We start from the raw sequence: 25,260 nt of genomic DNA, 5'->3' as shown, positions 1-25,260 counted from the left end.
TACGTACCGGCTTATGGGTGGTCTGGTCGGGGGTCAGGCGCTCATCGCGTAGAGCACGTCGCGCAGGGCGGCCTCGCGGCTGCGCAGCCAGACCAGCCGCAGAGCCAGGGTCGGCGCGTCGGAGGCGGGGCCCATCTCCGGCGCGGAGCCGAGCGGGCTCAGCGTGCCAGGGGCGGGGTCCGTCTCCGACGCGAAGTCGAGCGGGGTGAGTGTGCCGGAGGGGCGGTCCGTCTCTGTCGCGAAGTCGAGCGGAACCAGTGTGCCGGCGGTCAAGTGCGCCTCCAGCGCGAAGTCGGGCAGCAGCGCCCTGCCGAACCCCTGCCTGGCCCACTCACGTGCCATGGCGATGCTGGTCAGCTCCCTGCGCGGCACCTGCGTGCCGAAGAGCTGATCGGCCGCCAGCCGGATCGAACACCCCGGCGCGCTCACCAGCAGCGTCTCCCGATCACCATCCGGAGCCGCGACCAGCAGCAGCTTGACCTCGTCCACGTCCAGAAAGTCCAGGTCGAGCGGCGGGGCGAACCCCAGCCCGCCGATCCGCGGACCGGAATCGAGCAGGAGCGCCGCGTCCAGCTCGCCACAGGCCACCTCGGAAAGCAACGCCTGCCTGGTGTATGAGCGCACCTCCACGTCCAGGTCGGGGTGGCGCTGCGACAGGCGGCGGACGATGACCGGTAGTTTGGCCGCGGCCAACATCTCCAGCGCCCCGATCCGGACCTGGCGGCGTTCGCCCGTCACCGCCCGCCGTACCTCGTCCGCATGGTCGAGCAGGCCCTGCGCGCGGGTGAGCAGGGTGGCCCCTGGGCCGGTCAGGCGCATGCCCTGGGGCGTGCGCTCGAAGAGCGCGACGCCGAGGCTGTCTTCCAGCCTGCGCACCTGTTCGGACACCGAGGCAGGGGCGAGACCGAGGTTGTTCGCGGCGCCGGTGACGGTGCCCGCCCCCGCTACCGCCACAAACCCCCGCAACTGACGCAGATCCATTCGGCCAAGCATACGGTTTTCCCGAACGCCCCCTGCGGCCGCGCCTGTTGAGGGGAAATATGCTGCTTTAGCAGGCTTCGGGGCATGAAGATGTTCGGTTTCTCCCTGGCCTACTTCTTGGTGATCCTCGACACGACCGTGCTCACGATCGCCCTGCCCGACCTCCGTACCTCCCTCGGCGGCTCACTGGCCGGACAGCAATGGGTGGTGAACGCCTACACCGTCGCCTTCGCCGCGTCCCTGCTCACCGGGGGAGCGGTCGCCGACCGGTACGGCGCCGCCCGGATCTTCAAGATCGGTGTGGCGGTCTTCGGCGTGATCTCACTGCTGAGCGCCGCGGCGCCCCATCTCGGCGCGCTGGTCGCGGCGCGCGCCCTGCTCGGCGTGGCGGGAGCGCTCTGTACGGGCGGCTCACTCGCCCTCCTGCCCGAACTCTTCCCCGACCCGGCCGCCCGCGCCCGCGCCACCGGCCTGTGGGCCGCCATCACCGGCACCGCCCTGGCCGCTGGCCCCCTGCTGGGCGGCCTCCTGGTCGACCTATACGGCTGGCGCGCCGTCTTCCTGCTCAACCCGCCCATCGCCCTGGTCAGCCTGCTGGCCATGAGAAGGGTGCGCTCGCCCCGGGGGCATCGGCTCATCGACTGGTGGGTGCAGGCGCTGGCCTGCGTGGTCCTCGGTCTGCTCGCCGAAGCCCTGATCGACTCGTCGCCTGTCGCCGGGGTGTCGGCCGTGGTCGCCCTCGCCGTGCTGGTGATCGTGGAGCGACGAAAGGTGCTCGCGGATCGCCGCCCGGCATTCGTGGAGCGAGGAGAGGTGCGCGCGGACCGCCGCCCACCCGTCGTGGGGCGCCGCGGGCTGTTCGCAGGGCGCCGCAGTCACGCCCCCGTCCTGCCCGGCGGCTTGCTCGCGGTGACCTGGCCGGAACTGCTCGCGGGCATGGTGGCGAACTTCGCCTTCTCCGGCGCCCTGTTCGTCCTGACCCTCTTCCTGCAGGACACCCGCCACCTGACCCCGCTGGCCACGGGGCTCGCCTTCCTGCCGCTCACGCTACCGATGACGGTGAACCCGCTGCTCACCGGCCGTCTGGTGGCCCGCTACGGCCCCCGCTCCCCGATCCTCGGCGGCCTCGCCCTGCTGGCGACCGGCCTGGCCGGTGTCTCGCTCACCGACTACCTGGCGCCATGGCTGGTCGTGATGGGCTTCGGGCTGTCGTTCGTACTGCCCGCACTGATGGCCGGCATCCTCACCAGCGCACCGGCCGGTACGGCGGGCACGGCGGGCGGCGTCCTCAACGCCTCCCGCCAGGTCGGCGCGACGCTCGGCGTGGCCGTACTCGGCGGCCTGTCCCACCCTCTGCCGGTGGCCGCCATCCTGACCGCACTGACCTGCGCCTGCTACGGTGTCGCGACCCGCGCCCGACAGACGGTAGATCGAGCGCGACAACCTGTCCCGATCCCGTCGCAGTGAGCTGTCGGACGCATCCACCAGGGCGACGCCCTTGGCACCGACGTTGCCGGTCAACGCCGGCAACGTCCCGTCACTGCTGAACCGCAGGCAGGACGCCGGGCGGATCGTTCCAGGCCAAGCTGGAGTTCTCCGATGGTCACGACCCAAACGGCGACGTCGTCGTCCGGATCGACCACCTTCGCCAGAGACAATCCCTTTTCTAGGGAGAAGAGGACATTTGCGCTCAAAGGGACCTTTGCGGCCTTCATCGGCCACCCCACACGACTTCCCGGCTCTCCTCGATCAACTCGGCCCATTGGGGGTCCGGCCCATATTCTTCGAACAATGCTATGAGTGCGGCTCCATTCGCCGTATCAGGGCTGCGACATTGCGCGTAAGTTCGGACACGGTGACTGAGGTCTCCTCGGGTTCCACGCGGTCAGTCATCATGTACACCCATAACATGCACATATGTATGACTGCTCAGGGGGCGTGAAGACGCTGCCCTCAAGCAGGTCGTCGTGGTCGGCCTCCACGGCGGGCGAGGACCTCGGAGAGATCCGGCTCAGAAGGTGATGGGCGGCGTCGCCGGCGCGCATACTGGGCAGGGTGTTTCTGTGAGACGGCTGGTCTCCTTGTTGACGTGGGCGACCAGGCCGGAGCCGACACAGTAGCCGCACAACCCTGTTCCCTCCAGCGCCGGATGCAGCCACGCGGGGAGTGGCGCCGTCGGCGCGGGTCGAGGGTTGTCTTTTGGATCGTCAGGATTGCTTACGACGCCTCTGCCGTAGCAGCACATGCATTTGAGCACATACCCGGGAATGCTCCGATCTGCGCCGGTGCCTTGACATTCGGGGCAGGTGAGGGGGTGGGTCATTGCCAACGGCTCCCCCCGCAAGCGCGGTATTTGGTCCACTTGCGCTCTTTGCCGCTTTTCCCGTTCCGCTCTTCCCAGTTACCACCCTCGCCGAAACAGGCGCTGCGGCGCCTGTGTTCTTTCTGCTCGTCATCGTCGTCTGTCGTGCCCATGTCTTGACAGTACGGGGTGCGCGGGAAGTGGCGCCGGGAAAGTCGGTCGGCCGGGACCATGAATCCCGTTTCCAGTAGTTCTGCGAGATGCGTTGGATAAAGTTGGGCATTTGTGAGAGCTTCCCGTTGGTTCGCTGTCGCCTTCCTCTCCACTGTCGGCGCGCTCATCGTCTACTGAGATGCGGGCCAGTGCTCCCGTCTTCAGGCGGGATGGTGTGGGCCTGCGCGTGAGTGCCCTTTGGGGCGTGAGCGTGCAGTGATCGGAACTGCTTGCGGTGTCTCGATCACTTACAGTAAGGTTTCTGTGATCGAACGGGCAAGCGATAACCAAGCTGGCTGTGAGATCACTTTCTGGATTCATCGGTACGACGAGGCCGCCGGACGGGCGGTGACAGGACGTGGAGACTTGCCGGTAGGCGGGTCGGTGAAGCGTCAAGCATCCTGTTCCACAGCTCGTGCTGCCTACGGCATGGACTGCTGCGTAAGCAGCACAGGAATCCTCGCCTCTTCAGGGTGAGGAGCACGTCAAGCGCACGGATTCTGGGCTGGGCGATTTCTCGAGTTGGCTCCCACCAGCGAATACCGTGTCGGCAAGCCTTTGGGTGATCCGTCCATCTCATGGACATGGTTTCCGCTCAGGCATCTGTGCCATTGGTGGGATGGAACCACGACCGATCTGGTACCCGGATACGTCAACCCGCTGGTGATCCTGCTGATCATCGGCGCGCTCACCGGAACCGTGATGTGCGCGCTGACGCTCATCGGGCGATCATCGCGCGGCACGGACAGGAACTCGACCGGCTGAAGGCCCCGCTCGGAACGCGGGTACCGACCGGGATCGAACGGCATGGCCATCGGCTGCAGGGGGCAGCCGATGGCCTTTCCCAGAGTTTGAGTGCGGTCAGGACCAGAGGTAGCTGAGTCTGACCTGCAGCGGCCGGTCGAACTCGATGCTGACCCGGGTGTCGACGCCGTCCTCGAAGGCGCGGACGTTGTGCACGGTCATGCGGGCGCCGCCGATGAAGGGGTGACCGTTGGCGTCGATCTCGGTGATGGAGACGGTGACCGGGGTGAACGGCGTGACCCCGGCCAGCGCCGCGCGGAGGATGACCTCCCCTGCGGCGCTGAAGTGTTCGTTGCGGCCGTGAGCCTCGTCGGCGGCGATACCCGTCCGGTCGGCGGGTGCGTGGGCGTCGGCTTCGATGGTCGGGATGGCGCCGACGGTCTCTTGGGACATGGGGGGCTCCTTCTCTTGACGAGCTCTTGGCGAGTCGGCTTCGACTCGTTCGGCTGACTCCTATCGTCGGCAGCATTCCGGTCGTCCACATCCCCCGTGATCTGGGGGGGTTGCCGGGACGCGGCCTCGAAGAGTGGGCCAGGTGTCCGCCGTGCCGGTCTATCGGGCCTGACCGAGCAGGATCTTCAACCACAGCTCCTCGGCCTCACAAGTGCGGAATCGGTGCGTCCCCTTCACGACAGGGTGTCGTCCAAGGCGATCGGTGACACGCACCCACGCCAGACCACCAGCCGCCTGGTCGTCGAGCGCGTCGGCCAGCTCGTCGAGGGTGCGGGCATCTACCGTCATGCACACGCCCCGCGGTGATCTCTTGCGACGTGATCCGGTGCGCTCGTCTGGTCGCGCTCAGGACAGTTCTATGGTGATCGGCTGAGCAGCAACGTGCCCGCTTTCGACCCCGAAGCGGCTGGGCCCAGCTACGTCTACGTCCAGGTAGCCGACCACATCGCCGCGCGTATCACGGCCGGTGAACTCTCGCCGGGCGCGAGGCTGCCCGGAGAGCGCGACCTCGCCGAGGAGTACGGCGTCGCGCTCGGCACGATCAGGCGGGCTGTACAGGAATTCCCTGATCGTGGACTCGTGGTCACGTTGCCCGCGAAGGGGACCTACATCACGCGCCCAGAGGATCGCCTGGCTCATTAGGCGTGAAACGGCCCGGAACTACTGCGGCGCATTCATCGCAACACGGTGATCACTTACTGGCGGCGGCTGCGCCGGTCATCTGGGTTTTCCCGCGCCGAGCCAGCAGCGGGACGGTGGCGAGCTGGACCAGGGCGGCGGCGGCGAGGATGCCGTTGGTGACCTCCTCCCGCCAGCCGGGAAGGTGCTCGGAGAAGCCTGACTGCTCGTCCGCGTACATCAGCAGATTGCCCCAAGCCACGAGTGGCAGCGTCAACAGGTAGACGACCGTGAAGACGCCGACGAGCAGCAGGGAGCGCGGGCGAACGCCGTGCCTGCGCAGGAGGATCCCGTGCAGGGCCAGACCGGCGGCGGGCACGACTGCGAAGGCCCACATCTGCAACATGAGGCGTAGCGCGTAGTCGGCCTCCCAGAAGGACCCGGGATGGGCCGCGCTGCGGGCGATCTGGTCGGACACGAGGTTGGCCGCGGCGAAGGCCAGGAGGAACGCCAACGGGAGCAGGAGGAGCCACGCGTTCCAGGGGGAAGAAGGTGGAAGGGCCGTGTCGCGGCGCACGACGCCGCGCACCGCGAGGAGTTGGGCGATCGCGGCGGTGACGAGGATCAAGCCGAGCAGCGGCAGGTACCACGGCGGCGACAGCGCGCCCATGTCGAAGGGCATCGTGGCGTATCCGCCCGACGGGTCGAGAAACTCCTCGTCGTAGCCGGTGACCGGGTTGAGGACGTAGACGACTGGCATCGCGGCCATGTAGGCGGCGCTCAGCAGGCCTGTCCCGAGCATGAGGCCCGCGGGCCGGCGGCTCAATCCGAACTCGACGAGGCCGAACAGCATGGTGGCGGCGATGAAGAAGGCCCCGAGCAGGGCGATCCGCCCCTGAGCGAAGGGGATGAAGGCGTCGATCGCCTGGGGCGCTATGTGCTCGTTCGCCTCGACGGGGCCGGTGGGAAGGCGCCCCTTCACATCGCGGACGGCGAAGAAGTTGACGACGACCACGACGAGCCCGAACGGCAGTGGAAACCATGTCAGTTTGCCCATAAGCGTTCGATGATCGCATACGGTGATCGGTTCAAGTCGAATGCGGCGCTTCGCGCACCGGTTGGAGCCTGTTGGTGAGCGGCCACAAGGCCAGCGGGATCACGGCCGCCGCCGAAAGCGCGAGCAGTAACGGCACGCGCTCTCCAGGCGTCAGATGGTGCAGCAGTCGCACGTGGATCGCCAGGTGCGGCACGGCGAACACTACGTACACGGCAAGCGCCGTGCGCACCATGCCGCGCCGTACGACGAAGAAGCTCACCCCCAGCGGCACCGCCGTCGCCAGGCTCATAGCGCCGTAGTCCATCATCAGATGCGCGTTGTATGGCATGCGCATCCCCACGAACGGGATGTCGAAGAACGAGCGGGGGAAGAACAGCGCCCAGCAGCCCACGGCGAACTGTGTCGCGGCCAGGAACGCCAGGCCCGCGCGGAGCCAGATGCGCGCGCTCATGCGGTGAGGAACCGCTCGAAGGTGATCTGCCCGACGGTATGGTCGGGAGCCAGGTGTCTCCCTTCCCGAAAGCCGCGCAACCCACCGATTCCCGGCAGCGGCATCGGCACCACCGGCCGGCGGCTGGACCGCGCGTGAGCATAGGCGCGGGCCAGATCGGCCGCGGTACGCACCTCAGGCCCACCCATGTCCGGCGCCCGGCCCGCCGGTGACGCCTCGGCCAGGTCGGTCAAGCGGGCGGCCACCTCGCCGGTGTCGACGGGCTGAAAGCTGACCCCGGCGGGCATCATGATCATCGGCAGCCGTCGTTGGATCGCGCACATCCAGGCGATGAGCTCGTGGAACTGGGTGGCGCGCTGGATCGTCAACGGGAGCCCGGACTCTTCCAGGAGCCGCTCACACGCCAGCTTCGCCCGATAGTAGGAGATATCAACTCGATCGATGCCGACGATGGACACGTAGATCAGGTGGGGGCGACCGGTTCGCATGGCCGCCTGGACGAGATTGCGGGTGGCCTCCTGATCCGCGTGGCCATTACCGGTCGCGCAGTGGATGATCGTGCCGGTATCGGAGACCGCATCCTCAAGTCCCTCACCGGTGATCAGGTCGCCGCGGCACATCATCTCGTCGCGCGGCGGCTTGCGGCTCAGCACGCGTACGGCGTGGCCGGCGGCCAGAAGTCGTGGAACCAACCTACGGCCGAGCCGGCCGGTACCGCCCGTCACCAGGATCGGATCTGTCATGGGTGGCAACTCTCGTGGAAGAGCGCGAGGCTGATGGCCGCGCGCGGCTGTCAGGTGCACCCATTAAGAACCGGACAGACCTTCCCGACGTGACAACCGAAGTTTGGCGGGATTGGCGATGATGCGAATCTCGCTGATCAGGCCGCCCGCCGTCTCCGGCACCAGCACGCCGATCAGCTCCTCACCGGCCAGGGCCAGCAGGCCGGGAGCGCCGTTCAGCTCCGCGATCGACAGCCGGATCCGCTGACCGGTGGTGCGCGATGCGCCGACCAGATAGCGCGCCACCCGGTTGGCGCCGAAGACAGGTCGCCTGGCGGCGCTGATCCTGCCGCCGCCGTCCACCCACACGGTCACGTCGTGGGCCAGCAGCTTCTCCAGCTCTGGAAGATCCCCCTCCTCCGCGGCCGCCAGGAAGCCTTTCACCAGCTCACGGTGGTGAGCCCGGTCCATCGGGCGCTCGGCGCTCCCAGGAGCGTCGGCGAGTCGCAGGCGAGCGCGCCGGTACAGCTGCCGGGAGTTCGCCTCGGAGGAGTCGATGACCTCGGCCACCTGGCGATGGCTGTAGTCGAAGGCCTCACGGAGCACGAACACCGCGCGCTCCACGGGGTTGAGCCGTTCCAGCAAGGTCAGGAAGGCCAGTGAGACGAAGTCTCGCTGTTCGGCACTGTCCAGCGGTCCCAGAGCGCCGTCCGCGGTCAGCACCGGCTCAGGCAGCCACGGACCGACATAGCTCACCCGGCGCGCACGCGCCGACGTCAACCGGTTCACGCACAGGTTGGTCGCCACCTTGGCCAGCCAGGCCCACGGCGATTCGACAGCCGCACGGTGGTGCCAGCGAAGGAAGGTGTCCTGGACCACGTCCTCGGCCTCCTCGGCCGAACCCAGCATCCGGTAGGCCAGCCCGAACAGGTTCGAGCGGTGCCGCTCGAACTCCTCAACCGCGTCACCAGTCACGCCCGCCAGCCTTCCAGGCCACCGAGCCGGGCCGATATTCGACCTCTGTACGCGGAACAGCCTCTGTACGCGGAACAGCCCGGAACCGACTGTCGGTTCCGGGCTGTTCTGGTCGGGCTTCTAGATGTCGTAGTAAAGCTCGAACTCGTGCGGGTGCGGGCGCAGCCGGATCGGGTCGACCTCGTTCTCGCGCTTGTAGGCCACCCACGTCTCGATCAGGTCAGGCGTGAAGACGCCGCCCTCCAGCAGGTAGTCGTGGTCGGCCTCCAGCGCGGCCAGGACCTCGGGGAGCGAGCCGGGCACCTGCGGCACCTGGCGGGCCTCCTCCGGAGGCAGCTCGTAGAGGTCCTTGTCGACGGGCTCCGGCGGCTCGATCTTGTTGCGGATGCCGTCGAGGCCGGCCATCAGCATCGCCGAGAAGGCGAAGTACGGGTTGCACGACGGGTCCGGCACGCGGAACTCGATGCGCTTGGCCTTCGGGTTGGAGCCCGTGATCGGGATGCGGACGCAGGCCGAGCGGTTGCGCTGGGAGTAGACCAGGTTGACCGGGGCCTCGTAGCCGGGCACCAGACGGTGGTAGGAGTTGACCGTCGGGTTGGTGAAGGCCAGCAGCGACGGCGCGTGCCTGAGCAGGCCGCCGATGTAGTAGCGGGCCGTGTCGGACAGGCCCGCGTAGCCGACCTCGTCGTAGAAGAGCGGCGAGCCGTCCTTCCACAGCGACTGGTGGCAGTGCATGCCGGAGCCGTTGTCGCCGAAGATCGGCTTGGGCATGAACGTGACCGTGTGGCCGTATTCGAGGGCGGTGCTCTTGATGACGTACTTGTAGAGCATCAGGTTGTCGGCCGTCTTGAGCAGCGTGCCGAACCTGAAGTCGATCTCCGCCTGGCCTGCCGTGCCGACCTCGTGGTGCTGCATCTCGACGTCGATGCCGGCCTCGATGAGGTTGCGCACCATCTCCGAGCGCAGGTCCGTGAAGTGGTCCATCGGCGGGACCGGGAAGTATCCGCCCTTGTAACGGGGCTTGTAGCCGAGGTTGCCGCCTTCGGTGGCCTTGCCGGTGTTCCAGGCGCCCTCGATGGAGTCGATGTAGTAATAGCCGGCGTTCTGCCGCGTCTCGAAGCGGACGTCGTCGAAGATGTAGAACTCCGCCTCGGGCCCGAAGTAGACGGTGTCGGCGATGCCGGTGCCCTTGAGGTATTCCTCCGCCTTGCGGGCGACGTTGCGCGGGTCGCGGCTGTAGGCCTCGCCGGTCAGCGGGTCGTGCACGAAGAAGTTTATGTTGAGCGTCTTGTGCTGGCGGAACGGGTCGAGCACGGCGCTGGACGGGTCGGGCAGCAGCAGCATGTCCGACTCGTGGATGGCCTGGAAGCCGCGGATCGACGAGCCGTCGAACATGAGCCCGTCGGTGAAGACACTGGCGCCGAAGTTCTCTACCGGGAAGGTGAAGTGGTGCGTCGTCCCCGGCAGGTCGGTGAACCTGACATCGACGAACTGCACCCCTTCGTCACTGATGAACTTCAGGACGTCGTCGGCGGAGTTGAACACTCTCGAACCTCCCTGGGGACATGACTATCAGGCCGAGGTTAGGTCGCGGCCGTTTCCGATCGGTGTCTCGATTGTTTCGCACATGTTAAGCGGACTCAGGTCGGGTCCGAAGCCCAGCAGCTGTCCTCACCGTCTTTTTTGCCGTGCTTTTCCTCGTCCAGATCGTAGGGGTTTGACGGCGGGCCGCTCGGTTCCACCGCGTCCGGAGCGGAGTCGTCGTAGGAGGGGTGGATGAAGAAGTCGTTCACGTCGCATCGCGCGGGAGTGCTGGTCCTGACCCAGTCCTTCAACCACAGAACGAGCTCTCCCGCCTCGCGGTAGACGAACACGCTGCCGACGCGGTGGGTGACGAGGCGGATCGTCGTGGTGGGCTGGCCGGGGCGGTTCACGGCATAGACCACGAGGTAGTTCAGCTTCACCTCGGCGCCTCTTTGGCCGTACTTCTTGGCCTTGGCCACTGTCGTCTTGCCGTTGACCTTGATGACGCCGGTGGAGAGCTCGGCGGTCTTCGGGGCGAAGCTGGTCACCCAGCCACGGCTGTCGAAGTCGTCCTTGCCCCTCTTCTTCTGGTCCAGGTACTTCTGGAACCAGACGCGCTGCTCGCGATCGAGCAGCTTCATGAACGCCTTCGGCTTGCCGCCCATGAGCGTCTTGCGGTCGAGGAAGGCCGCGGTCATGAGCTTGCGGGTACGTTCCAGCGCCTTCGCCACGTCCTTCTTCGACAGCCCGCCGAGCGCCTTGGCCTTGGGCAGGACGAAGCCGGCCGCCCCCTCCGCGTACTTCTCGGCGGGGGAGCCCGTGAACGGGTCCACCGCGGTCGGCTTCGGGGCCGCGATCTCGGCGCCGGTCGCCTCCGGGGCCGCCATGACCGGTTGGGTCTCCTCCGGGACCGGTCCCGGGCTTCCCGCCTGTGGTGTCAGCAGGTCGGGCCGGGCGGCGACGATCACGGTCGCGCCGCCGATCACCGCGGCCACCAGACCGGCCGCGAGCAGGCCCCGCCCCGCTCGCCGTGGCCGGGTGGCCTTGTCCGAGCGCGGCGCCCTGGCTCCCCTGCTGGCCGCCGCGCGCATCCTGCGCCGCTCGTCCTCATCGATCTGCGCGACGAGCTCGTTGAAGCGCGCGTCTAAGTCATCCCCGTTCGGCATGGCGTACATGATGAGGGAGAAAGGTGATCTTTGTGGCGCGGTTGGGTCACGATCCCGACCGACCCCCTGGCCGGATACCGTTGAGGTATGAGCGGGAACGAGCCTCGGTGGACGCAGACCTGGCTGGGCGGTGTGAGGGCGGCGGGTGTCGATCTCGGCTATCCGGGTGAGCGCCTGGGGCTGCCGGAGCAGGGGAGCGGCGCCGTCGCCGGGTGGGGGCGGCGCATCGCCGGGCTGGTCATCGACTGGATGATCTGCACCTGGGTCGTGGTCCAGCTCGTGCTGCGGATGAACCCGGCGGAGTCGCCGTGGGCGCCCGTGGCGGTGTTCGCGATCCAGTACATCCTGCTCGTCGGGTTCATGGGGCAGACGTTCGGGCACCGGCTCGCGGGGATCAGGGTGGCCGCGATGGACGGCGGCAGCCCCCGGCTGGTGCCCGTGCTGGCACGCACGGTGCTGCTCTGCCTGGCCGTGCCCGCGCTCATCTGGGATCGCGACCACCGGGGGCTGCACGACCGCGCCTCCAACACGGTCGTCGTGCGTATGTGAAACGTCCATTGACAACGTTGTCTTCGCGGAGTCTGCTGTTGACAACGTTGTCAGGAGGGCGACATGCAGAGAGCACGTCTTGCGGTCGTGGCGACCGCGGCTGTACTGGGATTCGCCGGGTTATCCGGGGTGGCGACGGCCGATCCGCCGACGTCACCAACAGTGACCGATCCAGCTCCGTCACCGCTGCCGTCGGACGCGCCTTCGGCGGCGCCCACGCAGCCGGCGCCCATCGAGGAGGTGACGCCGACTCCGGGCGCCAAACGGGAAGCCGCCGTACGTACCGCCCCGCCAGGGGCGCTCTTCTACTCCTCCCTCGAGACCGGCGACCCGCAGCCGACCTGGCTCAACGCGGTCGACGAGGGCAGGAAGGCCGAGGGGATCACCGGCGCCACCACCGGCGGCATCCCGGGCAACGTCACCGACGAGGTCGTCGACATCGCGGCCAGCGGCGAGAACACCCCTTCGGGCGAGGTGAAGGAGAACCTGTTCGACGGGGACGTCAACACCAAGTGGCTGGCGTTCACCGGCACGGGCTGGGTGTCGGTGAAGCTGTCCAAGCCCATCGCGGTCACCCGGTACGCCATGGCCTCCGCCAACGACGCCGCCCAGCGCGACCCGCGCGACTGGGCGCTTGAGGGCTCGGCGGACGGGCAGAGCTGGACGGCCGTGGACACGCGGGCGGGAGAGGTGTTCGACGCCCGGCTGAAGACCCGCGAGTTCGACGTCGCGCACCCGGCCTCCTACCTCTACTACCGGCTCAACGTCACGCGGATCGGCTCGGGCACGATCGTCCAGCTCGCCGAGCTGCAGCTCTCGGACGGCGACACCGCCCCGAAGCCGCCCTCCGACATGCGCAGCCTGATCGGCCCCGGCCCCGGCAGCGGCTACACCGCCAAGCCCCGCGCCGGCTACACGGGCCTCAAGGCGCTGCGCTACTCCGGCAGCACGACCACCAGCGGCGGCGGCCACTCGGCCAACAAGGTGTTCGAGACCGACATCGAGGTCACGGCCGACACCGAGCTGTCGTACGTGCTGTTCCCCGAGTTCACCGGTGCCGCGCTGAGCTACCCCAGCACGTACGCGAGTGTGGACCTGGCCTTCGCCGACGGCACGTACCTCAGTGACCTCAAGGCCGAGGATCAGCACGGGATCGGGCTGACGCCACGGGCGCAGGGCGAGTCCAAGACCGTCTACGCCGACCAGTGGAACTTCCAGCGCTCCCGCATCGGCGACGTCGCCAAGGGCAAGCGGATCAAGCGCATCCTGATCGCCTACGACGCGCTGGCCGGGCCGCTGCCGTTCAAGGGCTGGGTGGACGACATAACGCTCGTCAACGCCAAGCCGCAGCAGGTCAAGAGCCTGGCCGACCACGTGGTGACGACGCGCGGCACCCAGTCGACCGGCGGCTTCTCGCGGGGCAACAACTTCCCGGCCACGGCCGTGCCGCACGGGTTCAACTTCTGGACGCCGATGACCGGCTCCGGGTCGAACTCGTGGCTGTACGAGTATCACCGCAACGGCAACGCCGACAACGTCCCGACCATCCAGGCGTTCGCCGCCAGCCACGAGCCGAGCCCTTGGATGGGGGACCGGCAGTCCTTCCAGGTCATGCCGTCGCTGCTGGCCAAGCCGAACCCCGACCGGGTCGCCAGGGCCACGCCGTTCCTGCACTCGGGTGAGACCGCCAGGCCGTACTACTACGGGGTCGACCTGCTCAACGGCATCCGTACGGAGATCGCGCCCGCCGACCACGCGGCCGTCTTCCGCTTCACCTTCCCCGGCGACGGCGGCAGCCTGATCTTCGACAACTACAACAACGACGGCGGGCTGACCATCGACCAGGGCGTCGTCACCGGCTTCACCGACACGCGCAGCGGCCTGTCAGCGGGCGCCACCCGGATGTACGTCTACGCGGTCTTCGACCAGCAGCCCACCGGCGGCGGCAAGCTGACCGGCGCCGGCCGCGACAACGTGACGGGCTATGCCGCCTTCTCCGCCAAGCAGGTCACGATGCGCATCGCCACCTCCTTCCTCGGCGTGGCGCAGGCCAAGCGCAACCTGGAGCTGGAGAACGGCACGTTCGAGGAGGTCAAGGCGCGGGCCCAGCGCGCCTGGGCGGACAAGCTGGGCACGGTCGAGGTCGAGGGCGCCACGCCCGACCAGCTCACGACGCTGTACTCGAACCTGTACCGGCTGTTCCTCTATCCGAACTCGGGCTTCGAGAACACCGGTACGGCCGCCGCGCCCGCCTACAAGTACGCCAGCCCGGTATCGGCCAGGAGCGGCCCGGACACCCCCACCCAGACCGGGGCCAAGATCGTGGACGGCAAGATCTACGTCAACAACGGCTTCTGGGACACCTACCGGACGACCTGGCCCGCCTACTCGCTGCTGGCCCCCGAGGCGGGCGAGCTGATCGACGGGTTCGTCCAGCAGTATCGCGACGCCGGCTGGATCGCCCGGTGGTCCTCGCCCGGCTATGCCGACCTCATGGTGGGCACCAGCTCGGACGTGGCCTTCGCCGACGCCTACAGCAAGGGTGTGCGCGGCTTCGACGCCAAGTCGGCGTACGCGGCGGCGGTGAAGAACGCCACCGTGGTGCCGGCGAACCCGGCCGTCGGGCGTAAGGGCCTGCAGACCTCGATCTTCCGCGGGTACACCGCCCTGAACGAGGTAGGCGAGGGCCTGTCCTGGGCCATGGACGGATATATCAACGACTTCGGCATCTCGACCATGGCCGCGGCCCTGGCCAAGGACGCCACCGGCGCGGAGAAGGCCCGCTACCTGGAGGAGTCCGAATATTTCCGTAACAGGGCCCTGAACTACGTCAACATGTTCGACCCGGAGGTGGGCTTCTTCCAGGGCCGCGACTCCACGGGCAAGTGGCGCCGTACCAAGGCCGACTACGACCCCCGCGTCTGGGGCTACGACTACACCGAGACCGACGGCTGGAACATGGCCTTCCACGCGCCCCAGGACGGCACCGGACTCGCCGCCCTGTACGGCGGGCGCGCTGGCCTGGCCAAGAAGCTCGACGCCTTCTTCGCCGACCAGGAGACGGCCACGTTCCCCGGTTCGTACAACGGCGTGATCCACGAGATGCGCGAGGCCAGGGACGTCCGCATGGGCCAGTACGGCCACAGCAACCAGCCCTCGCACCACATCATTTACATGTACGACCACGCGGGGCAGCCGTGGAAGGCGCAGGCCAAGGTCAGGGAGGCGCTGTCGCGGCTCTATCTGGGCAGCGAGATCGGCCAGGGCTATCCGGGCGACGAGGACAACGGCGAGATGTCCGCCTGGTACGTCTTCAGCGCCCTCGGCTTCTACCCGCTCCAGGCCGGCAGCCAGGACTACGCGATCGGCTCGCCGCTGTTCACCAAGGCCACCGTGCATCTGCCCAGCGGCAAGGACCTGGTGATCAATGCCCCGGCCAACAGTGCCGAGAACGTCTACATCCAGGGCCTCAAGGTGAACGGCAAGGCGTGGACGTCGACCGCGCTGCCGCACGACGTGCTGGCCGGTGGGGCCGTACTGGACTTCGCGATGGGGTCCAAGCCGTCCACGTGGGGCGAGCCGCCGGAGTCGATCACGCCCGACGGCGAGATGCCGCGCCCGATGCGCGACATCCCGGTCACCGGGGGCCCGGCGGCGCTGTCGGACGACACCTCGGCAACCACAACCACCATTTCCGGAAATATCACTCTTCAGGCGGGAGCGCGGGACGAGGTGAGCTTCTACACCCTCACCTCGGCGGCCACCGGACCCACGTCGTGGAAGCTTGAGGGCTCCTACGACGGTACGGCCTGGACGGTCATCGACCAGCGGGACGGCCAGAGGTTCGACCAGGCGAGGCAGACCCGGCCGTTCAAGATCGCCCGCCCCGGGCGGTACGCCCAGTACCGCCTCACCGTCTCCGGCACGCTGGCCGAGCTGGAGCTGCTGGCAGTACCGGATCCGGCTTGCACGCGAACCGTCACCGGCACCCACAGCGGCCCCCTCACGGTCGGCTCCGGCGTGACCTGCCTGGCGGCGGGCGCGGACGTGACCGGCCCCGTCGTCCTCCGGCAGGGCGCCTCGCTGATCGCGCGGGCCGCCACGGTCGGCGGACCGGTCACCGCGGTGGGCGCCGGGCGGCTGGTCCTGGTGGACACCTCCGTGGGCGGGCCGCTCACGGCGACCTCGGTGAAGGAACTGTCCGTGGAGAAATCGGTGGTGGGCGGACCGGTGACGCTGGTCGGCGACAGCGGGCCGCTGATCGCCGCCAGCACGGTCAAGGGGCCGCTGACCTGCACGGGCAATTCCCCGGCACCGACCGCGAACGGTCTGTCCAACACGGTCTTGGGACCGTCGGCCGGCCAGTGCGAGGGTCTCTAGCGCGATAACAAAACCTTACCGGGTTCGATATTGAACCCGGTAAGGTTTATGCTGTCCCCATGATGATGGCCGGACTCAGGGAGAAGAAGAAGGAGCAGACCCGGCGGCGCATCGCCGAGGTGGCGCTGCGGATGTTCGCCAAGCGGGGCTACGAGGCCGTGACGGTCAACGAGATCGCTGAGGCGGCCGGGGTCGCGAAGGTCACGTTGTTCACCTACTTCCCGACTAAGGAGAGCCTCGTCCTCGACGTGGTCAAGGAGGACACGGCGAAGATCGTCAACGAGCGGCGGCCGGGACAGGCGCCGCTCGAGGCGCTGCGCGAGCACTACCGGGCGTTCGCCGCCGAGGACACGGAAGGGGTCGACGTCGAGGGCCTGCTCACCCGGGCCTGGGTGATCTCGGCCAGCCCGGCGCTGATGGCGGGGCTGCACCAGACCCAGGCGGGGCAGCGATACGAGCTGGCCGCCGCTCTGGCCAGTGCGCGGGGAGTGCCGGACGGGGCGTGCGAGCTGCGGGACCAGCTCATGGCCGCGCAGGTCACGGCCGTGCTCACGACGGTGCAGGAGGGGTTCTTTCAGCGGCTCGTCGAGGGGACGCCCATCGCCGAGGCGGGCGGCCGGCTGGCGGACGACGTCGAGCTCGCCTTCGACCTCCTAGAGCACGGCTTCACCGGAGAATAAGGGGATATTTCGTGAAAAAAGGCATCAACTATGACATCGGGTTTCTGCCGGGCGAGAGCCTGTCCCGGGCGGCGTTCGACGCCGAGACGGTCGGGCGCGAGATGCGGGTGATCGCCGACGAGCTGCACTGCGCGGCCGTACGCGTGTCCGGCGGCGACCCGGAGCGGCTGAGCGTGGCGGCCGAGCAGGCTGCCGCGGCCGGGCTGGAGGTCTGGTTCGCGCCGTTCCCCGTCGACCTCACGCCGGAGCAGGTGATCCCCCTCTACGCCGACTGCGCCGAACGAGCCGAGGTCGTCCGGCGCGGCGGCGCCGAGGTGGTGCTGGTCGCCGGCTGCGAGACCAGCGCCTTCTGCGACGGGTTCATGCCCGGTGCCGACTACATGGAGCGCATGCGGGCGATGATGTCGGCCGACATGGAGTGGTGGCAGTCGCTGGGCGCGATCATGGGGCGCTTCAACGGCTTCCTGGGGGAGGTCGCCGAGACGGTGCGGCCGCTGTTCGGGGGCCGGATCACGTACGCCTCCGGACCGTGGGAGTTCGTCGACTGGACGCCGTTCGACCTGGTCGGGGTGGACGCCTACCGGGCCGCGTACAACGCCGGGAGCTTCGTGGAGGAGCTGCGCGGGCACTTCAAGCACGGCAAGCCCGTCGTGGTGACCGAGTTCGGCACCTGCGCCTATACGGGGGCGGGGGAGCGCGGGGGTATGGCCTGGGACGTGCCCGACGGCTCGGAACGCGACGAGGGCGAGCAGGTCCGCTACCTGAACGAGCTGCTCGACGTCTTCGAGCAGGAGGGGGTCGACACGGCCCTGTGGTTCACCTTCGCCTCCTACAACCGGCTCGGCGACGACGACCTGGGCGCGTACGGCGTGGTCCGGATGCTGGATGAGACCCGCTGGGAGCCCAAGGCGGCCTTCCACGCGATGGCGGCCCGGTACGGGCGCGCCTGAACCCCGCGCGGCCGGTCGGTCGCGCGAGTCCGCGTGGCGGGTCGGCGGAGGCGCGGTGGGTCAGTGGCGTGTGCAGGTGAAGATGGCGGTGCCCGGTATGTGGTTGCCGCGCAGCGGGCTCCAGCCGCCCCACACCCGGTCGTGGCCCGCCGGCCATTCGGGCTCCAGCAGGCCCGTCACGGTCAGTCCTGAGGCGACGATCAGGCCGATCCAGTCGCCCATCGTCCGATGGTGCTCGACGTAGGTGGTTGTGCCGTACTCGTCCGTCTCGACATAGGGCGAACGGTCGAAGTAGGACCGGTCAGAGGTCAGCCCGCGCGGCCCCGGGTCGTCGGGGAACGCCCACCGGATCGGATGGCTGACCGAGAACACGAACCGCCCGCGCGGCCTCAGCACCCGGCCCACCTCACGGAAGACCGCCAGCGGATCGGCCACGAACGGCAGCGCCCCGAACGCCGAGCACGCCAGATCGAACGACCCGCCGGCGAACGGGAGCACCTCGGCGTCGGCCTGCACCACAGGGACGTGCAGGCCGGTGTCGAGGTCGATCCGCTGCGAGTGGCGCAACTGCCGGTGCGACAGGTCGAACGCGGCGACCTCGGCCCCCTGCCCGACCAGCCACCGCGCGCACTGAGCCGCGCCACAGCCCATCTCCAGCACCCGCCGGCCGCGTACGTCGCCCAGCAGGTGCGCCTCGGCCTCGTCGACGCCCTCCGGGCACCACACGAAGCCGGTGTCGCGCAGGAATTCGCCGTGTTCGACCTGGTAGTCGTCGGCGTTGCCGTCCCACCAGCCGCGGTTGGCCCGCGAGGAGTCCGACATCATCGACTCATCCCCGGACAGTGCGCTCCCTGACGGCACTAGCGCATCTTGGGGCCGCGCGGAACCCGGGCACCCTTGGGCATCGGGCCCTTGGGCATCGGCATGTTCTTGGGGAGCGAGCGCAGGCGGTCCTTGACCTCGTTGACCGAGGGCTTCTTCAGGTTGCGCGGCAGCTTCATGATGTGGCGCTGGAGCTTGCCCAGCGGCACCTGCCCCTCGCCGTCACCGCACTGGATGTCGTAGATCTCGACGCCCAGCACCACCCGCGCGACCCGCTTCTTCTCGGCCGCGAGCATCTTCGCCACCCGGTTGCCGGGCCCCTCGGACACCAGCACGACCCCCGGGAACCCGATCACGAGGTGGATCAGGTCCTGGTCACGGTTGACCGCGATGGCCGGGGTGACCTGCCAGTTGCCCCGCATGCCCTGCAGCACCGCGGCGGCGGCGCCGGTCTGGCCGTGCAGGATCGAATATTGGGCGCGCTGCGCCAGCTGCCCGAACACCACGAGGCCGACGGTGAGCGCGGCGAGCACGCCGAGGAACACCGAATACCACAGATAGTCCGTGACCAGCCCGATCACGACGATCACAGCCAGCGTGCCGACCGCCGAAAGGAAGACGATCGGCAACCCCTTGGGGTTGGCCTGCTTGATGATCTGCGCGATCATGCGGAACTGCTTGATGCGTCCCGGCTTCTCTGGGTCCTCGGACTTTGCCATGCTTCGAAGAATACAAACCAACCGAGCGGGATACGAAAACGCCTCTGGTCGTTCGGGGGTTTTTCTTTTACGGCAGAGCACGGTGGGCCCCACCCGCCGTACGGGGCCGGGCCCTGTCCAGGGGCACGCTCCTCCGGTGATGCGGGGCCGGGCGCCGTGACGTGACGGTGAGACCCCGGCCTACGTGCGTTACCAAACCGGTATTGCACGTCCATTCAGCGGAGCCGATGTCACGCGGCCAGGCCGCCTCCGTGGCGGAGGCGGCCCAGGGAACTTCAGGCGCTCTGGCGGGCCTCGATGGCCTGCTTGTAGAGCTTGCCCGCGCGGTAGGAGGAGCGGACGAGCGGGCCCGACAGGACACCCGCGAAGCCGATCGCCTCGGCCTCCGCCTGGAGCTCGACGAACTCCTCCGGCTTGACCCAGCGCTCGACCGGGTGGTGGCGGGGCGTCGGGCGCAGGTATTGGGTGATCGTCAGCAGGTCGGTGCCGGCGGCGTGCAGGTCGCGCATCGCCTCCACGACCTCCTCGCGCGTCTCGCCCATGCCCAGGATCAGGTTGGACTTGGTGACCAGCCCGGCCTCACGGGCCGTCGTGATCACGCCCAGCGAGCGCTCGTAGCGGAACGCGGGCCGGATGCGCTTGAAGATCCGCGGCACGGTCTCGACATTGTGCGCGAACACCTCGGGCTTGGCCGAGAACACCTCTTCCAGCTGCTCACGGTCGCCGTTGAAGTCGGGCACCAGCAGCTCGACCCCGCAGCCGGGCAGCAGCGCGTGGATCTGCCGCGCGGTCTCGGCGTAGAGCCAGGCGCCGCCGTCGGGCAGGTCGTCGCGGGCCACGCCGGTCACCGTGGCGTAGCGCAGGCCCATCTGCTCGACCGACTCGGCCACGCGGCGCGGCTCGTCCCGGTCGTACTCCTTGGGCTTGCCGGTGTCGATCTGGCAGAAGTCGCAGCGGCGCGTGCACTGGTCGCCGCCGATGAGGAACGTCGCCTCGCGGTCTTCCCAGCACTCGTAGATATTGGGGCAGCCCGCCTCTTCACAGACCGTGTGCAGGCCCTCCCGGCGCACGAGCGATTTCAGCTCGGTGTATTCGGGGCCCGTCTTCAGCTTGGTCTTGATCCACGGGGGCTTGCGCTCGATAGGGGTTTCGGCGTTGCGCACCTCCAGGCGGAGGAGCTTTCGGCCTTCAGGAGCAACGGTCACCGCCCCAGCTTACGTCTCGCCCAACCTGTCCCACTCCCAGGGGCATCATTCGCCGGGTCATCGGATGATTCGGCTGGCTTGGCCGGCTCAGATGATCAGGCCGAAGCCGCGGATGGCGCGGGTGTAGTGGCGGAGCAGTTCGTCGTCGATCCGGTCCGACTCGGCCGCGCCGAGCAGCTCCGAGCTGGACAGTACGGAACCGGACAGCGCCGGGCCAGGCGCGGCGGCGCGGACGCCGTCGGGGGCGCTGTCGGGGGCCAGCAGCGCGGTCCGCCTGATCGACGCCACGCTCTCGCCGCGCAGGGCCGCCGCCTGCATGGGGGCTACGTACCTGCCGCTGGCCAGCAGCCCGTCGATCTCGGCCAGTTCCTCGGCCGTCAGGACGCGCAGGGCCCTCGCCTGCCGCCGTTCGTGCCTGCGGGCGTCGTCGGAGCGGGCCAGCCGCTTCAGGCAGTACTCCGTGAGCAGCACCGGACCGCCGAGCACCCGCCCGACGATCCGGCCCAGGAAGCTGACCGCCTCGTAGCCGGTGCTGTTGGAGTTCAGCACGCCGAGGGAGGTGGCCATCTGCGTGTGGGCCGCCTCGCGCGCACGCAGCGGCGCCGCTCCGATGAGCGCCTCTCGCCATGCGCCCAGCGTCGCCAGCGCGCCGTCCACGATGAGCTCGCTGCTGGTCGGCAGCTCCGCGTACGCCCTGGCCAGCAGCGCAACCCGCTGCCGCGGCGAAAGGGCCAGCCACGAGGGCAGCCCGATGACCAGCACGGGCACCCGCAGCGGACCGGTGCGCGCGTACGTGGTGCCCAGGATCAGATCCCTGACCGCCACCTTCTGGGGGCCTTTGACGCCGATCCGGTCGGCCACCCGCTCCGCCATGCCGTACACCTGCGGGGCCGAGGAAGGATCGAGGACCTCGGCATCGGCGGGCAGGCTGCCGAGGCGCGGCCGCAGCATCCACCCGATGGCGATCAGCAGGGCACCGAGCGCCCACGCCGCGGCGAACTGGGCGTTGACCACGATCGTCCACCCGCCCAGCACGACGAAGGCCAGCGTCAGGGTGTGCACGACGAGAGCGAGAACCAGGGCCGCGAGCCACGTCGCAGACTGCTGCACAGACCGCTTCACAGGCTGATCGTAAACAGGCGAATGCCAGATTTCACCGTGATTCGGCGACCGGCAGTGGGTCAGCGGCGCATGAGGTCTTCCTCGTGCAGGTCGTACGGCTCCAGGCCCAGCGCTTCGGCCAGCCGTTTCTCGGCGATCGGCATGACCTCCTCGACCACGATCCGCCTGCCCGTCTCGGCGGACAGTGAGGAGACGCCCACGTCCGGGATGCCGCACGGGACGATCCGGCTGAACCACCGCGGATCATTGGCGCAGTTGAGCGCGAAGCCGTGCATCGTGACGCCGCGTGAGACGCGGATGGCCACGGCGCCGAGCTGGCGGTCGGGCAGGCCGAGGATGGGGTCGCCCGCGGCCCAGACCCCGGCCCAGCCCGGTATCCGCCTGGCCGTGACGCCGAAGTCCGCACAAATCTGGATCATCGTGTCTTCGAGCCGGCAGATGTAGCGGGTCACGTCGTCGATCTCGACGATCGGGTAGGCGACGAGCTGGCCGGGACCGTGCCAAGTGATGCGGCCCCCGCGGTCGACGTCGATCACGGGGGTGCCGTCGGAGGGGCGTTCGTGCGGGGCGGTGCGCTTGCCCGCCGTGTAGACAGGAGCGTGCTCCAGGAGCAGGACCGTGTCGGTCAGCTCCCGGGCCACCCGTTTGCCGTGCACCCAGCGTTGCAGCTGCCAAGCCTGCTCGTAGGGGACGTCGACACCGAGACGGACGATGGCCAATGCGTGGGGGTCGACCCCGTGCTTGGGGCGCATGTGTCCATTGTGCCGTTCCCTCACCCATCCAGGGTAATTCAGGAGGTGAGCAGCCGAGGCTCGATCCGGAACTCCTTTGCCCCCTCGGCCCCGTCATGCTCGACTTTGTAGGCGTATCCGGCTGGATCGGTGGTTACGGCCTGAATGAAATCGGTGCCCACGTAGTGCAGTGCCACCCCCTCGTCGGCGGCGTAGCCCTCGGGCAGCTCGCCGCTGGCCACCGACTGGTGCAGCAGTTGCCGGCGCTGCGGGTCGGAGTTGTAGTGGACTCCGCACGAGTAGGGCAGGAAGGCCAGGCCGTCGGCCCACACGTTGAGCTCGGGACCGAAGGAGTCGGTGTTGCCGCCGACGTGCCAGCACAGGGCGCCCGCGCTCTGCCCGGACAGCACCACGCCCGACCGCCACGCCTCCTCGAACGCCTCGTCGTAGCCGTGCAGCCGCCACAGGGCCGCCAGGTTGGCCACGCTGCCACCGCTGACATAGATCATGTCCTGCTCGAGCATCCACGCCCGGGGATCTTTGACGTTGGGCATCGGGAACACCGTCAGATGGCTCAGCTCGACGTCCCATCCGGCGAAGGCGCCGTACATCTTCAGCAGCCAGTCGGCGTCGTCGCCCATCGCGGTGGCGACCAGCCCCAGCTTCGGCCGGTCCTGGCCGGTCAGGTCGAGGCCGTAGCGCAGCAGCGGGCTCGCCTCCAGAAAGCCGTAACGCGCCGTCTGGCGGAACGACCCACCGCCGATGGCAAGAATGTGCGACTGGCCTGACCTGGTCATGTTGCATCTCCCGCGTGGTAAAGGATGAACAGCACCTAAGAATATGGCGCTAGATTATGTCGCTCAAGGCCTCGTCGAGGTGGCTATGGGTGAATCCGTAGCCGCTTCCGGACAGTTTCCCGGGCAGAACCCGGTGGCTGGGCAACAGCCCTTCCCGCGCGAACTCTCCCAGGCCGATGCTCAGCGCGAAGGCCGGGACAGGCATCGGTACGGTGCCCTTACGCAGGGCTTTCCCGAGCGTGGTGGTGAACTCCGCATTGCTCACCGGATTGGGCGAAGTCAGATTAACCGCCCCCACCAATTCCCGATTTTTCAGGATATGTAGTACTGCCTGAACCCAGTCGTCCTCGGATATCCAGGACCAGTACTGCTTCCCACTCCCGAGCGGCGCGCCGAGCCCCATCTTGAAGATGGGCAGCATCCGCCCAAGCGCCCCACCCCGCCCACTCAATACAAGCCCGGTACGCAATTGCGCGGTCCGGACACCGACCTCCTCGGCGGCCCTGGCGGCACCTTCCCAGAGCTCGCACAGATCAGCCAGAAACCCGGTGCCCTTCCCCTGGGACTCATCGATGACCCGATCCCCGGTATCACCGTAGAAGTCCACCCCGGAGGCCGACACGAGCACCTCAGGCGGCCTCGACAACTGCCGCAACGCGTCGACGAGCACCCGAGTCCCGTCGACCCGGCTGCGCACCAGCTCGCGCTTGTACGACTCGCTCCAGCGCCGGTCGGCGATGGGCGCTCCGGCCAGATGTACGACTCCTTCGGCTCCTTCGAGCACCGAAAGATCGATCACATCGTCCCGAGGCTCCCAGTAGGCCTCCTCATCGCTCTCCGGAGGCCGCCGCACCATCCTGACAACCCGCCGCCCCTGCCCCTTGAGCGCCTCCACCAAGGGCCCCCCGAGCAGCCCGGACGCCCCCGTAACGATGATCGCCATACCCCCACACTACGCCGGGGCCCCCGCCACCCCCCGTTACCCGTCTGGAGTGTTGGCCGTCTGATGCCCACCCCGATCAAAAGGTGCTCGCTTCGCTCGCTCGCCCTGTCAGGCGGGCTGGCGCCCGCCCCCGCGTCGGTCCTCGCTCCGCTCGGGCGTCTTCCCGAGACGCGGCTCCGCCGCGCGCTTCGCCCACGGCTTCGGTTGTTGTCCAGATGGGACAGGTGATGCCCATGGCCGAGCTCAAGGCAACGGGCGACCACACGAGACGGACCGGACGGACGGGGGAGGGACGCCATCGGGGACGACGACGAAGACACGACCGCTACCGCGGTGCCGTCCGCCGTGCCTATTGGGGAGAGAAGCTGATCGACGCGGCGCCGCTCCTCGGCGCAGTCCCGGCATCGCCACTTGGTGCACGGTCGTGAGCGGGCCAACCGAGCAGTGCAGCGCATCGGTAGCTAGCCGAAATCTTGGCCGATATCCCAGCCATGGCGTTATCATGGACCCATGGAGGTAATTCCGATCAGCGAAGCCAAGGACCGGCTGACTGAGCTTGCCGACCGGGCCGCGCGCGAGCACGATCACTTCACGCTCACCCGGAACGGGCGGCCGCATGCCGTTATCGTGTCCGTGGCCGAGTGGGAGTCCCTGCAGGAGACACTCGAGATTCTCGCTGACCCGGAAATGCGCGCCGACTTGGTTGAGGCCGCTGCCGCCGAGGCGCGCGGTGACGTGACCACCGAGGAGGAGATGACGGCTATCCTGGCAGCCCGCCTCGGCAAGGCCGGCGCGTGAGCGACCGCTACACCATCCTCCTGAGCCCACCGGCTCGTCGTGCGCTCGCCTCGGGCCTTCCCGAGACTGTAGCGGCCGCGGCCTGGGAGTTGATCACCGGCACTGTCGCTCGCGAACCATGGCGCGTCGGCAAGCCTCTGCAAGAGCCATACGGGGGACTGCATGTTGCCCGGCGCGGGACCTACCGTGTGGTCTACCGCATAGACGAAGACAAACACACCGTGACGATCCAGTCCATCAAACACCGCCGCGACGCCTACCGCCCATAGAGCCCACTGCTGCCCGCCCTACCTGTCGG

Annotated in this window: 25 protein-coding genes; 9 read left to right on the top strand and 16 right to left on the bottom strand. The window is 68.4% G+C overall.

Translation table 11 applies throughout. The features are described from left to right. Window positions 1–33: 33 nt before the first annotated feature. Complete coding sequence (locus ACIBO2_RS08460) at window positions 34–981, bottom strand: LysR family transcriptional regulator (RefSeq protein WP_358538774.1); 948 nt, start codon at window positions 979–981, stop codon at window positions 34–36. Window positions 982–1,065: 84 nt separating this feature from the next. Between ACIBO2_RS08460 and ACIBO2_RS08455 the strand changes: the two genes are divergently transcribed. Then, window positions 1,066–2,448 carry an MFS transporter gene (locus ACIBO2_RS08455; protein ID WP_397296021.1) on the top strand — a complete coding sequence of 461 codons (1,383 nt, stop codon included), beginning with the start codon at window positions 1,066–1,068 and terminating at the stop codon, window positions 2,446–2,448. A 1,570-nt stretch (window positions 2,449–4,018) separates the two neighbouring features. Beyond that, window positions 4,019–4,261, top strand: a complete 243-nt coding sequence (locus tag ACIBO2_RS08450; RefSeq protein ID WP_397296019.1) for a hypothetical protein — start codon at window positions 4,019–4,021, stop codon at window positions 4,259–4,261. Between the two features lie 96 nt (window positions 4,262–4,357). Here ACIBO2_RS08450 and ACIBO2_RS08445 read toward each other — a convergent pair whose 3' ends face one another. Continuing rightward, the gene (locus ACIBO2_RS08445) at window positions 4,358–4,693 is read right to left on the bottom strand and encodes a hypothetical protein (protein WP_358538766.1); all 336 of its coding nucleotides are present in this window, start codon (window positions 4,691–4,693) and stop codon (window positions 4,358–4,360) included. A gap of 159 nt (window positions 4,694–4,852) precedes the next feature. Then, window positions 4,853–5,041, bottom strand: coding sequence for a hypothetical protein (locus ACIBO2_RS08440; RefSeq protein WP_358538764.1), 189 nt, complete (start codon window positions 5,039–5,041; stop codon window positions 4,853–4,855). 93 nt (window positions 5,042–5,134) lie between these two features. Between ACIBO2_RS08440 and ACIBO2_RS08435 the strand changes: the two genes are divergently transcribed. Then, window positions 5,135–5,395: a winged helix-turn-helix domain-containing protein gene (locus tag ACIBO2_RS08435; RefSeq protein ID WP_358538762.1), complete on the top strand. Its 261-nt coding sequence runs from the start codon at window positions 5,135–5,137 to the stop codon at window positions 5,393–5,395. 49 nt (window positions 5,396–5,444) lie between these two features. On the opposite strand, the gene ACIBO2_RS08430 is transcribed toward ACIBO2_RS08435, so the two are convergent. The 6 genes from ACIBO2_RS08430 to ACIBO2_RS08405 all read right to left on the bottom strand — a co-directional run bounded on the left by ACIBO2_RS08430 (window position 5,445) and on the right by ACIBO2_RS08405 (window position 11,266). Beyond that, window positions 5,445–6,428 carry a hypothetical protein gene (locus ACIBO2_RS08430; RefSeq protein ID WP_397296017.1) on the bottom strand — a complete coding sequence of 328 codons (984 nt, stop codon included), beginning with the start codon at window positions 6,426–6,428 and terminating at the stop codon, window positions 5,445–5,447. 31 nt (window positions 6,429–6,459) lie between these two features. Continuing rightward, window positions 6,460–6,879: a hypothetical protein gene (locus tag ACIBO2_RS08425; RefSeq protein WP_397296015.1), complete on the bottom strand. Its 420-nt coding sequence runs from the start codon at window positions 6,877–6,879 to the stop codon at window positions 6,460–6,462. Then, window positions 6,876–7,622, bottom strand: a complete 747-nt coding sequence (locus tag ACIBO2_RS08420) for an SDR family oxidoreductase (protein ID WP_397296013.1) — start codon at window positions 7,620–7,622, stop codon at window positions 6,876–6,878. Before ACIBO2_RS08420 ends, ACIBO2_RS08425 begins: the two co-directional genes overlap by 4 nt. Window positions 7,623–7,685: 63 nt before the next feature. Next, window positions 7,686–8,576 carry an RNA polymerase sigma-70 factor gene (locus ACIBO2_RS08415; protein WP_397296011.1) on the bottom strand — a complete coding sequence of 297 codons (891 nt, stop codon included), beginning with the start codon at window positions 8,574–8,576 and terminating at the stop codon, window positions 7,686–7,688. Window positions 8,577–8,696: 120 nt separating this feature from the next. Continuing rightward, window positions 8,697–10,121 carry a type I glutamate--ammonia ligase gene (glnA, locus tag ACIBO2_RS08410; RefSeq protein ID WP_225298326.1) on the bottom strand — a complete coding sequence of 475 codons (1,425 nt, stop codon included), beginning with the start codon at window positions 10,119–10,121 and terminating at the stop codon, window positions 8,697–8,699. Between the two features lie 95 nt (window positions 10,122–10,216). Then, window positions 10,217–11,266 (bottom strand): hypothetical protein, encoded by a 1,050-nt coding sequence (locus ACIBO2_RS08405; protein ID WP_358538748.1) that lies wholly within the window; start codon window positions 11,264–11,266, stop codon window positions 10,217–10,219. 87 nt (window positions 11,267–11,353) lie between these two features. On the opposite strand from ACIBO2_RS08405, the gene ACIBO2_RS08400 reads away from it, so the two are divergent. From ACIBO2_RS08400 to ACIBO2_RS08385, 4 genes are all read left to right on the top strand, one after another. Continuing rightward, on the top strand, window positions 11,354–11,815 hold the full coding sequence (locus ACIBO2_RS08400; protein WP_358538745.1) for an RDD family protein: 462 nt from the start codon (window positions 11,354–11,356) through the stop codon (window positions 11,813–11,815). Window positions 11,816–11,878: 63 nt separating this feature from the next. Beyond that, entirely contained in the window at window positions 11,879–16,195 is a 4,317-nt protein-coding gene (locus ACIBO2_RS08395; RefSeq protein ID WP_397296008.1) for a GH92 family glycosyl hydrolase, read from the top strand. Window positions 16,196–16,254: 59 nt separating this feature from the next. Continuing rightward, window positions 16,255–16,875, top strand: coding sequence for a TetR/AcrR family transcriptional regulator (locus ACIBO2_RS08390; RefSeq protein WP_397296006.1), 621 nt, complete (start codon window positions 16,255–16,257; stop codon window positions 16,873–16,875). A gap of 11 nt (window positions 16,876–16,886) precedes the next feature. Beyond that, window positions 16,887–17,825, top strand: coding sequence for a hypothetical protein (locus ACIBO2_RS08385; RefSeq protein WP_397296004.1), 939 nt, complete (start codon window positions 16,887–16,889; stop codon window positions 17,823–17,825). Window positions 17,826–17,885: 60 nt separating this feature from the next. Here the strand turns inward: ACIBO2_RS08385 and ACIBO2_RS08380 are convergent, their stop codons facing one another. The 7 genes from ACIBO2_RS08380 to ACIBO2_RS08350 all read right to left on the bottom strand — a co-directional run bounded on the left by ACIBO2_RS08380 (window position 17,886) and on the right by ACIBO2_RS08350 (window position 24,164). After that, a complete protein-coding gene (locus tag ACIBO2_RS08380) occupies window positions 17,886–18,650 on the bottom strand; it encodes a class I SAM-dependent methyltransferase (RefSeq protein ID WP_397296002.1) in 765 nt (254 codons plus the stop codon). Window positions 18,651–18,685: 35 nt separating this feature from the next. Further along, on the bottom strand, window positions 18,686–19,366 hold the full coding sequence (locus ACIBO2_RS08375) for a DUF4191 domain-containing protein (RefSeq protein WP_357944837.1): 681 nt from the start codon (window positions 19,364–19,366) through the stop codon (window positions 18,686–18,688). 275 nt (window positions 19,367–19,641) lie between these two features. Beyond that, window positions 19,642–20,571, bottom strand: coding sequence for a lipoyl synthase (gene lipA, locus ACIBO2_RS08370; protein WP_358538733.1), 930 nt, complete (start codon window positions 20,569–20,571; stop codon window positions 19,642–19,644). A gap of 87 nt (window positions 20,572–20,658) precedes the next feature. Beyond that, on the bottom strand, window positions 20,659–21,693 hold the full coding sequence (locus ACIBO2_RS08365) for a hypothetical protein (protein ID WP_397295999.1): 1,035 nt from the start codon (window positions 21,691–21,693) through the stop codon (window positions 20,659–20,661). A gap of 59 nt (window positions 21,694–21,752) precedes the next feature. Further along, complete coding sequence (gene lipB / locus ACIBO2_RS08360) at window positions 21,753–22,445, bottom strand: lipoyl(octanoyl) transferase LipB (RefSeq protein WP_358538728.1); 693 nt, start codon at window positions 22,443–22,445, stop codon at window positions 21,753–21,755. Between the two features lie 38 nt (window positions 22,446–22,483). Next, a complete protein-coding gene (locus ACIBO2_RS08355) occupies window positions 22,484–23,221 on the bottom strand; it encodes a Type 1 glutamine amidotransferase-like domain-containing protein (RefSeq protein WP_397295996.1) in 738 nt (245 codons plus the stop codon). Between the two features lie 49 nt (window positions 23,222–23,270). Next, window positions 23,271–24,164 (bottom strand): TIGR01777 family oxidoreductase, encoded by an 894-nt coding sequence (locus tag ACIBO2_RS08350; RefSeq protein ID WP_358538723.1) that lies wholly within the window; start codon window positions 24,162–24,164, stop codon window positions 23,271–23,273. Between the two features lie 510 nt (window positions 24,165–24,674). Between ACIBO2_RS08350 and ACIBO2_RS08345 the strand changes: the two genes are divergently transcribed. Continuing rightward, complete coding sequence (locus tag ACIBO2_RS08345) at window positions 24,675–24,962, top strand: type II toxin-antitoxin system Phd/YefM family antitoxin (RefSeq protein ID WP_358538721.1); 288 nt, start codon at window positions 24,675–24,677, stop codon at window positions 24,960–24,962. Beyond that, entirely contained in the window at window positions 24,959–25,231 is a 273-nt protein-coding gene (locus tag ACIBO2_RS08340) for a type II toxin-antitoxin system RelE/ParE family toxin (protein ID WP_358538719.1), read from the top strand. Before ACIBO2_RS08345 ends, ACIBO2_RS08340 begins: the two co-directional genes overlap by 4 nt. Window positions 25,232–25,260 lie beyond the last annotated feature (29 nt).

Source organism: Nonomuraea sp. NPDC050022 (assembly GCF_044460705.1).
In the GTDB taxonomy this organism is placed as follows: domain Bacteria; phylum Actinomycetota; class Actinomycetes; order Streptosporangiales; family Streptosporangiaceae; genus Nonomuraea.
This window is presented reverse-complemented; position numbering and strand designations above follow the sequence as displayed.

Excerpts from the sequence above, each read along its gene's own strand:
- ACIBO2_RS08420 (WP_397296013.1), bottom strand. The coding sequence starts at position 7,622 with ATGACAGATCCGATCCTGGTGACGGGCGGTACCGGCCGGCTCGGCCGT.
- ACIBO2_RS08430 (WP_397296017.1), bottom strand. The coding sequence starts at position 6,428 with ATGGGCAAACTGACATGGTTTCCACTGCCGTTCGGGCTCGTCGTGGTC.
- ACIBO2_RS08390 (WP_397296006.1), top strand. The coding sequence starts at position 16,255 with ATGATGATGGCCGGACTCAGGGAGAAGAAGAAGGAGCAGACCCGGCGG.
- ACIBO2_RS08445 (WP_358538766.1), bottom strand. The coding sequence starts at position 4,693 with ATGTCCCAAGAGACCGTCGGCGCCATCCCGACCATCGAAGCCGACGCC.
- ACIBO2_RS08375 (WP_357944837.1), bottom strand. The coding sequence starts at position 19,366 with ATGGCAAAGTCCGAGGACCCAGAGAAGCCGGGACGCATCAAGCAGTTC.
- ACIBO2_RS08355 (WP_397295996.1), bottom strand. The coding sequence starts at position 23,221 with ATGACCAGGTCAGGCCAGTCGCACATTCTTGCCATCGGCGGTGGGTCG.
- ACIBO2_RS08345 (WP_358538721.1), top strand. The coding sequence starts at position 24,675 with ATGGAGGTAATTCCGATCAGCGAAGCCAAGGACCGGCTGACTGAGCTT.
- ACIBO2_RS08405 (WP_358538748.1), bottom strand. The coding sequence starts at position 11,266 with ATGCCGAACGGGGATGACTTAGACGCGCGCTTCAACGAGCTCGTCGCG.
- ACIBO2_RS08425 (WP_397296015.1), bottom strand. The coding sequence starts at position 6,879 with ATGAGCGCGCGCATCTGGCTCCGCGCGGGCCTGGCGTTCCTGGCCGCG.
- ACIBO2_RS08455 (WP_397296021.1), top strand. The coding sequence starts at position 1,066 with ATGAAGATGTTCGGTTTCTCCCTGGCCTACTTCTTGGTGATCCTCGAC.
- ACIBO2_RS08380 (WP_397296002.1), bottom strand. The coding sequence starts at position 18,650 with ATGATGTCGGACTCCTCGCGGGCCAACCGCGGCTGGTGGGACGGCAAC.
- ACIBO2_RS08440 (WP_358538764.1), bottom strand. The coding sequence starts at position 5,041 with ATGACGGTAGATGCCCGCACCCTCGACGAGCTGGCCGACGCGCTCGAC.
- lipB (WP_358538728.1), bottom strand. The coding sequence starts at position 22,445 with ATGCGCCCCAAGCACGGGGTCGACCCCCACGCATTGGCCATCGTCCGT.
- ACIBO2_RS08460 (WP_358538774.1), bottom strand. The coding sequence starts at position 981 with ATGGATCTGCGTCAGTTGCGGGGGTTTGTGGCGGTAGCGGGGGCGGGC.
- ACIBO2_RS08395 (WP_397296008.1), top strand. The coding sequence starts at position 11,879 with ATGCAGAGAGCACGTCTTGCGGTCGTGGCGACCGCGGCTGTACTGGGA.
- ACIBO2_RS08350 (WP_358538723.1), bottom strand. The coding sequence starts at position 24,164 with ATGGCGATCATCGTTACGGGGGCGTCCGGGCTGCTCGGGGGGCCCTTG.
- ACIBO2_RS08400 (WP_358538745.1), top strand. The coding sequence starts at position 11,354 with ATGAGCGGGAACGAGCCTCGGTGGACGCAGACCTGGCTGGGCGGTGTG.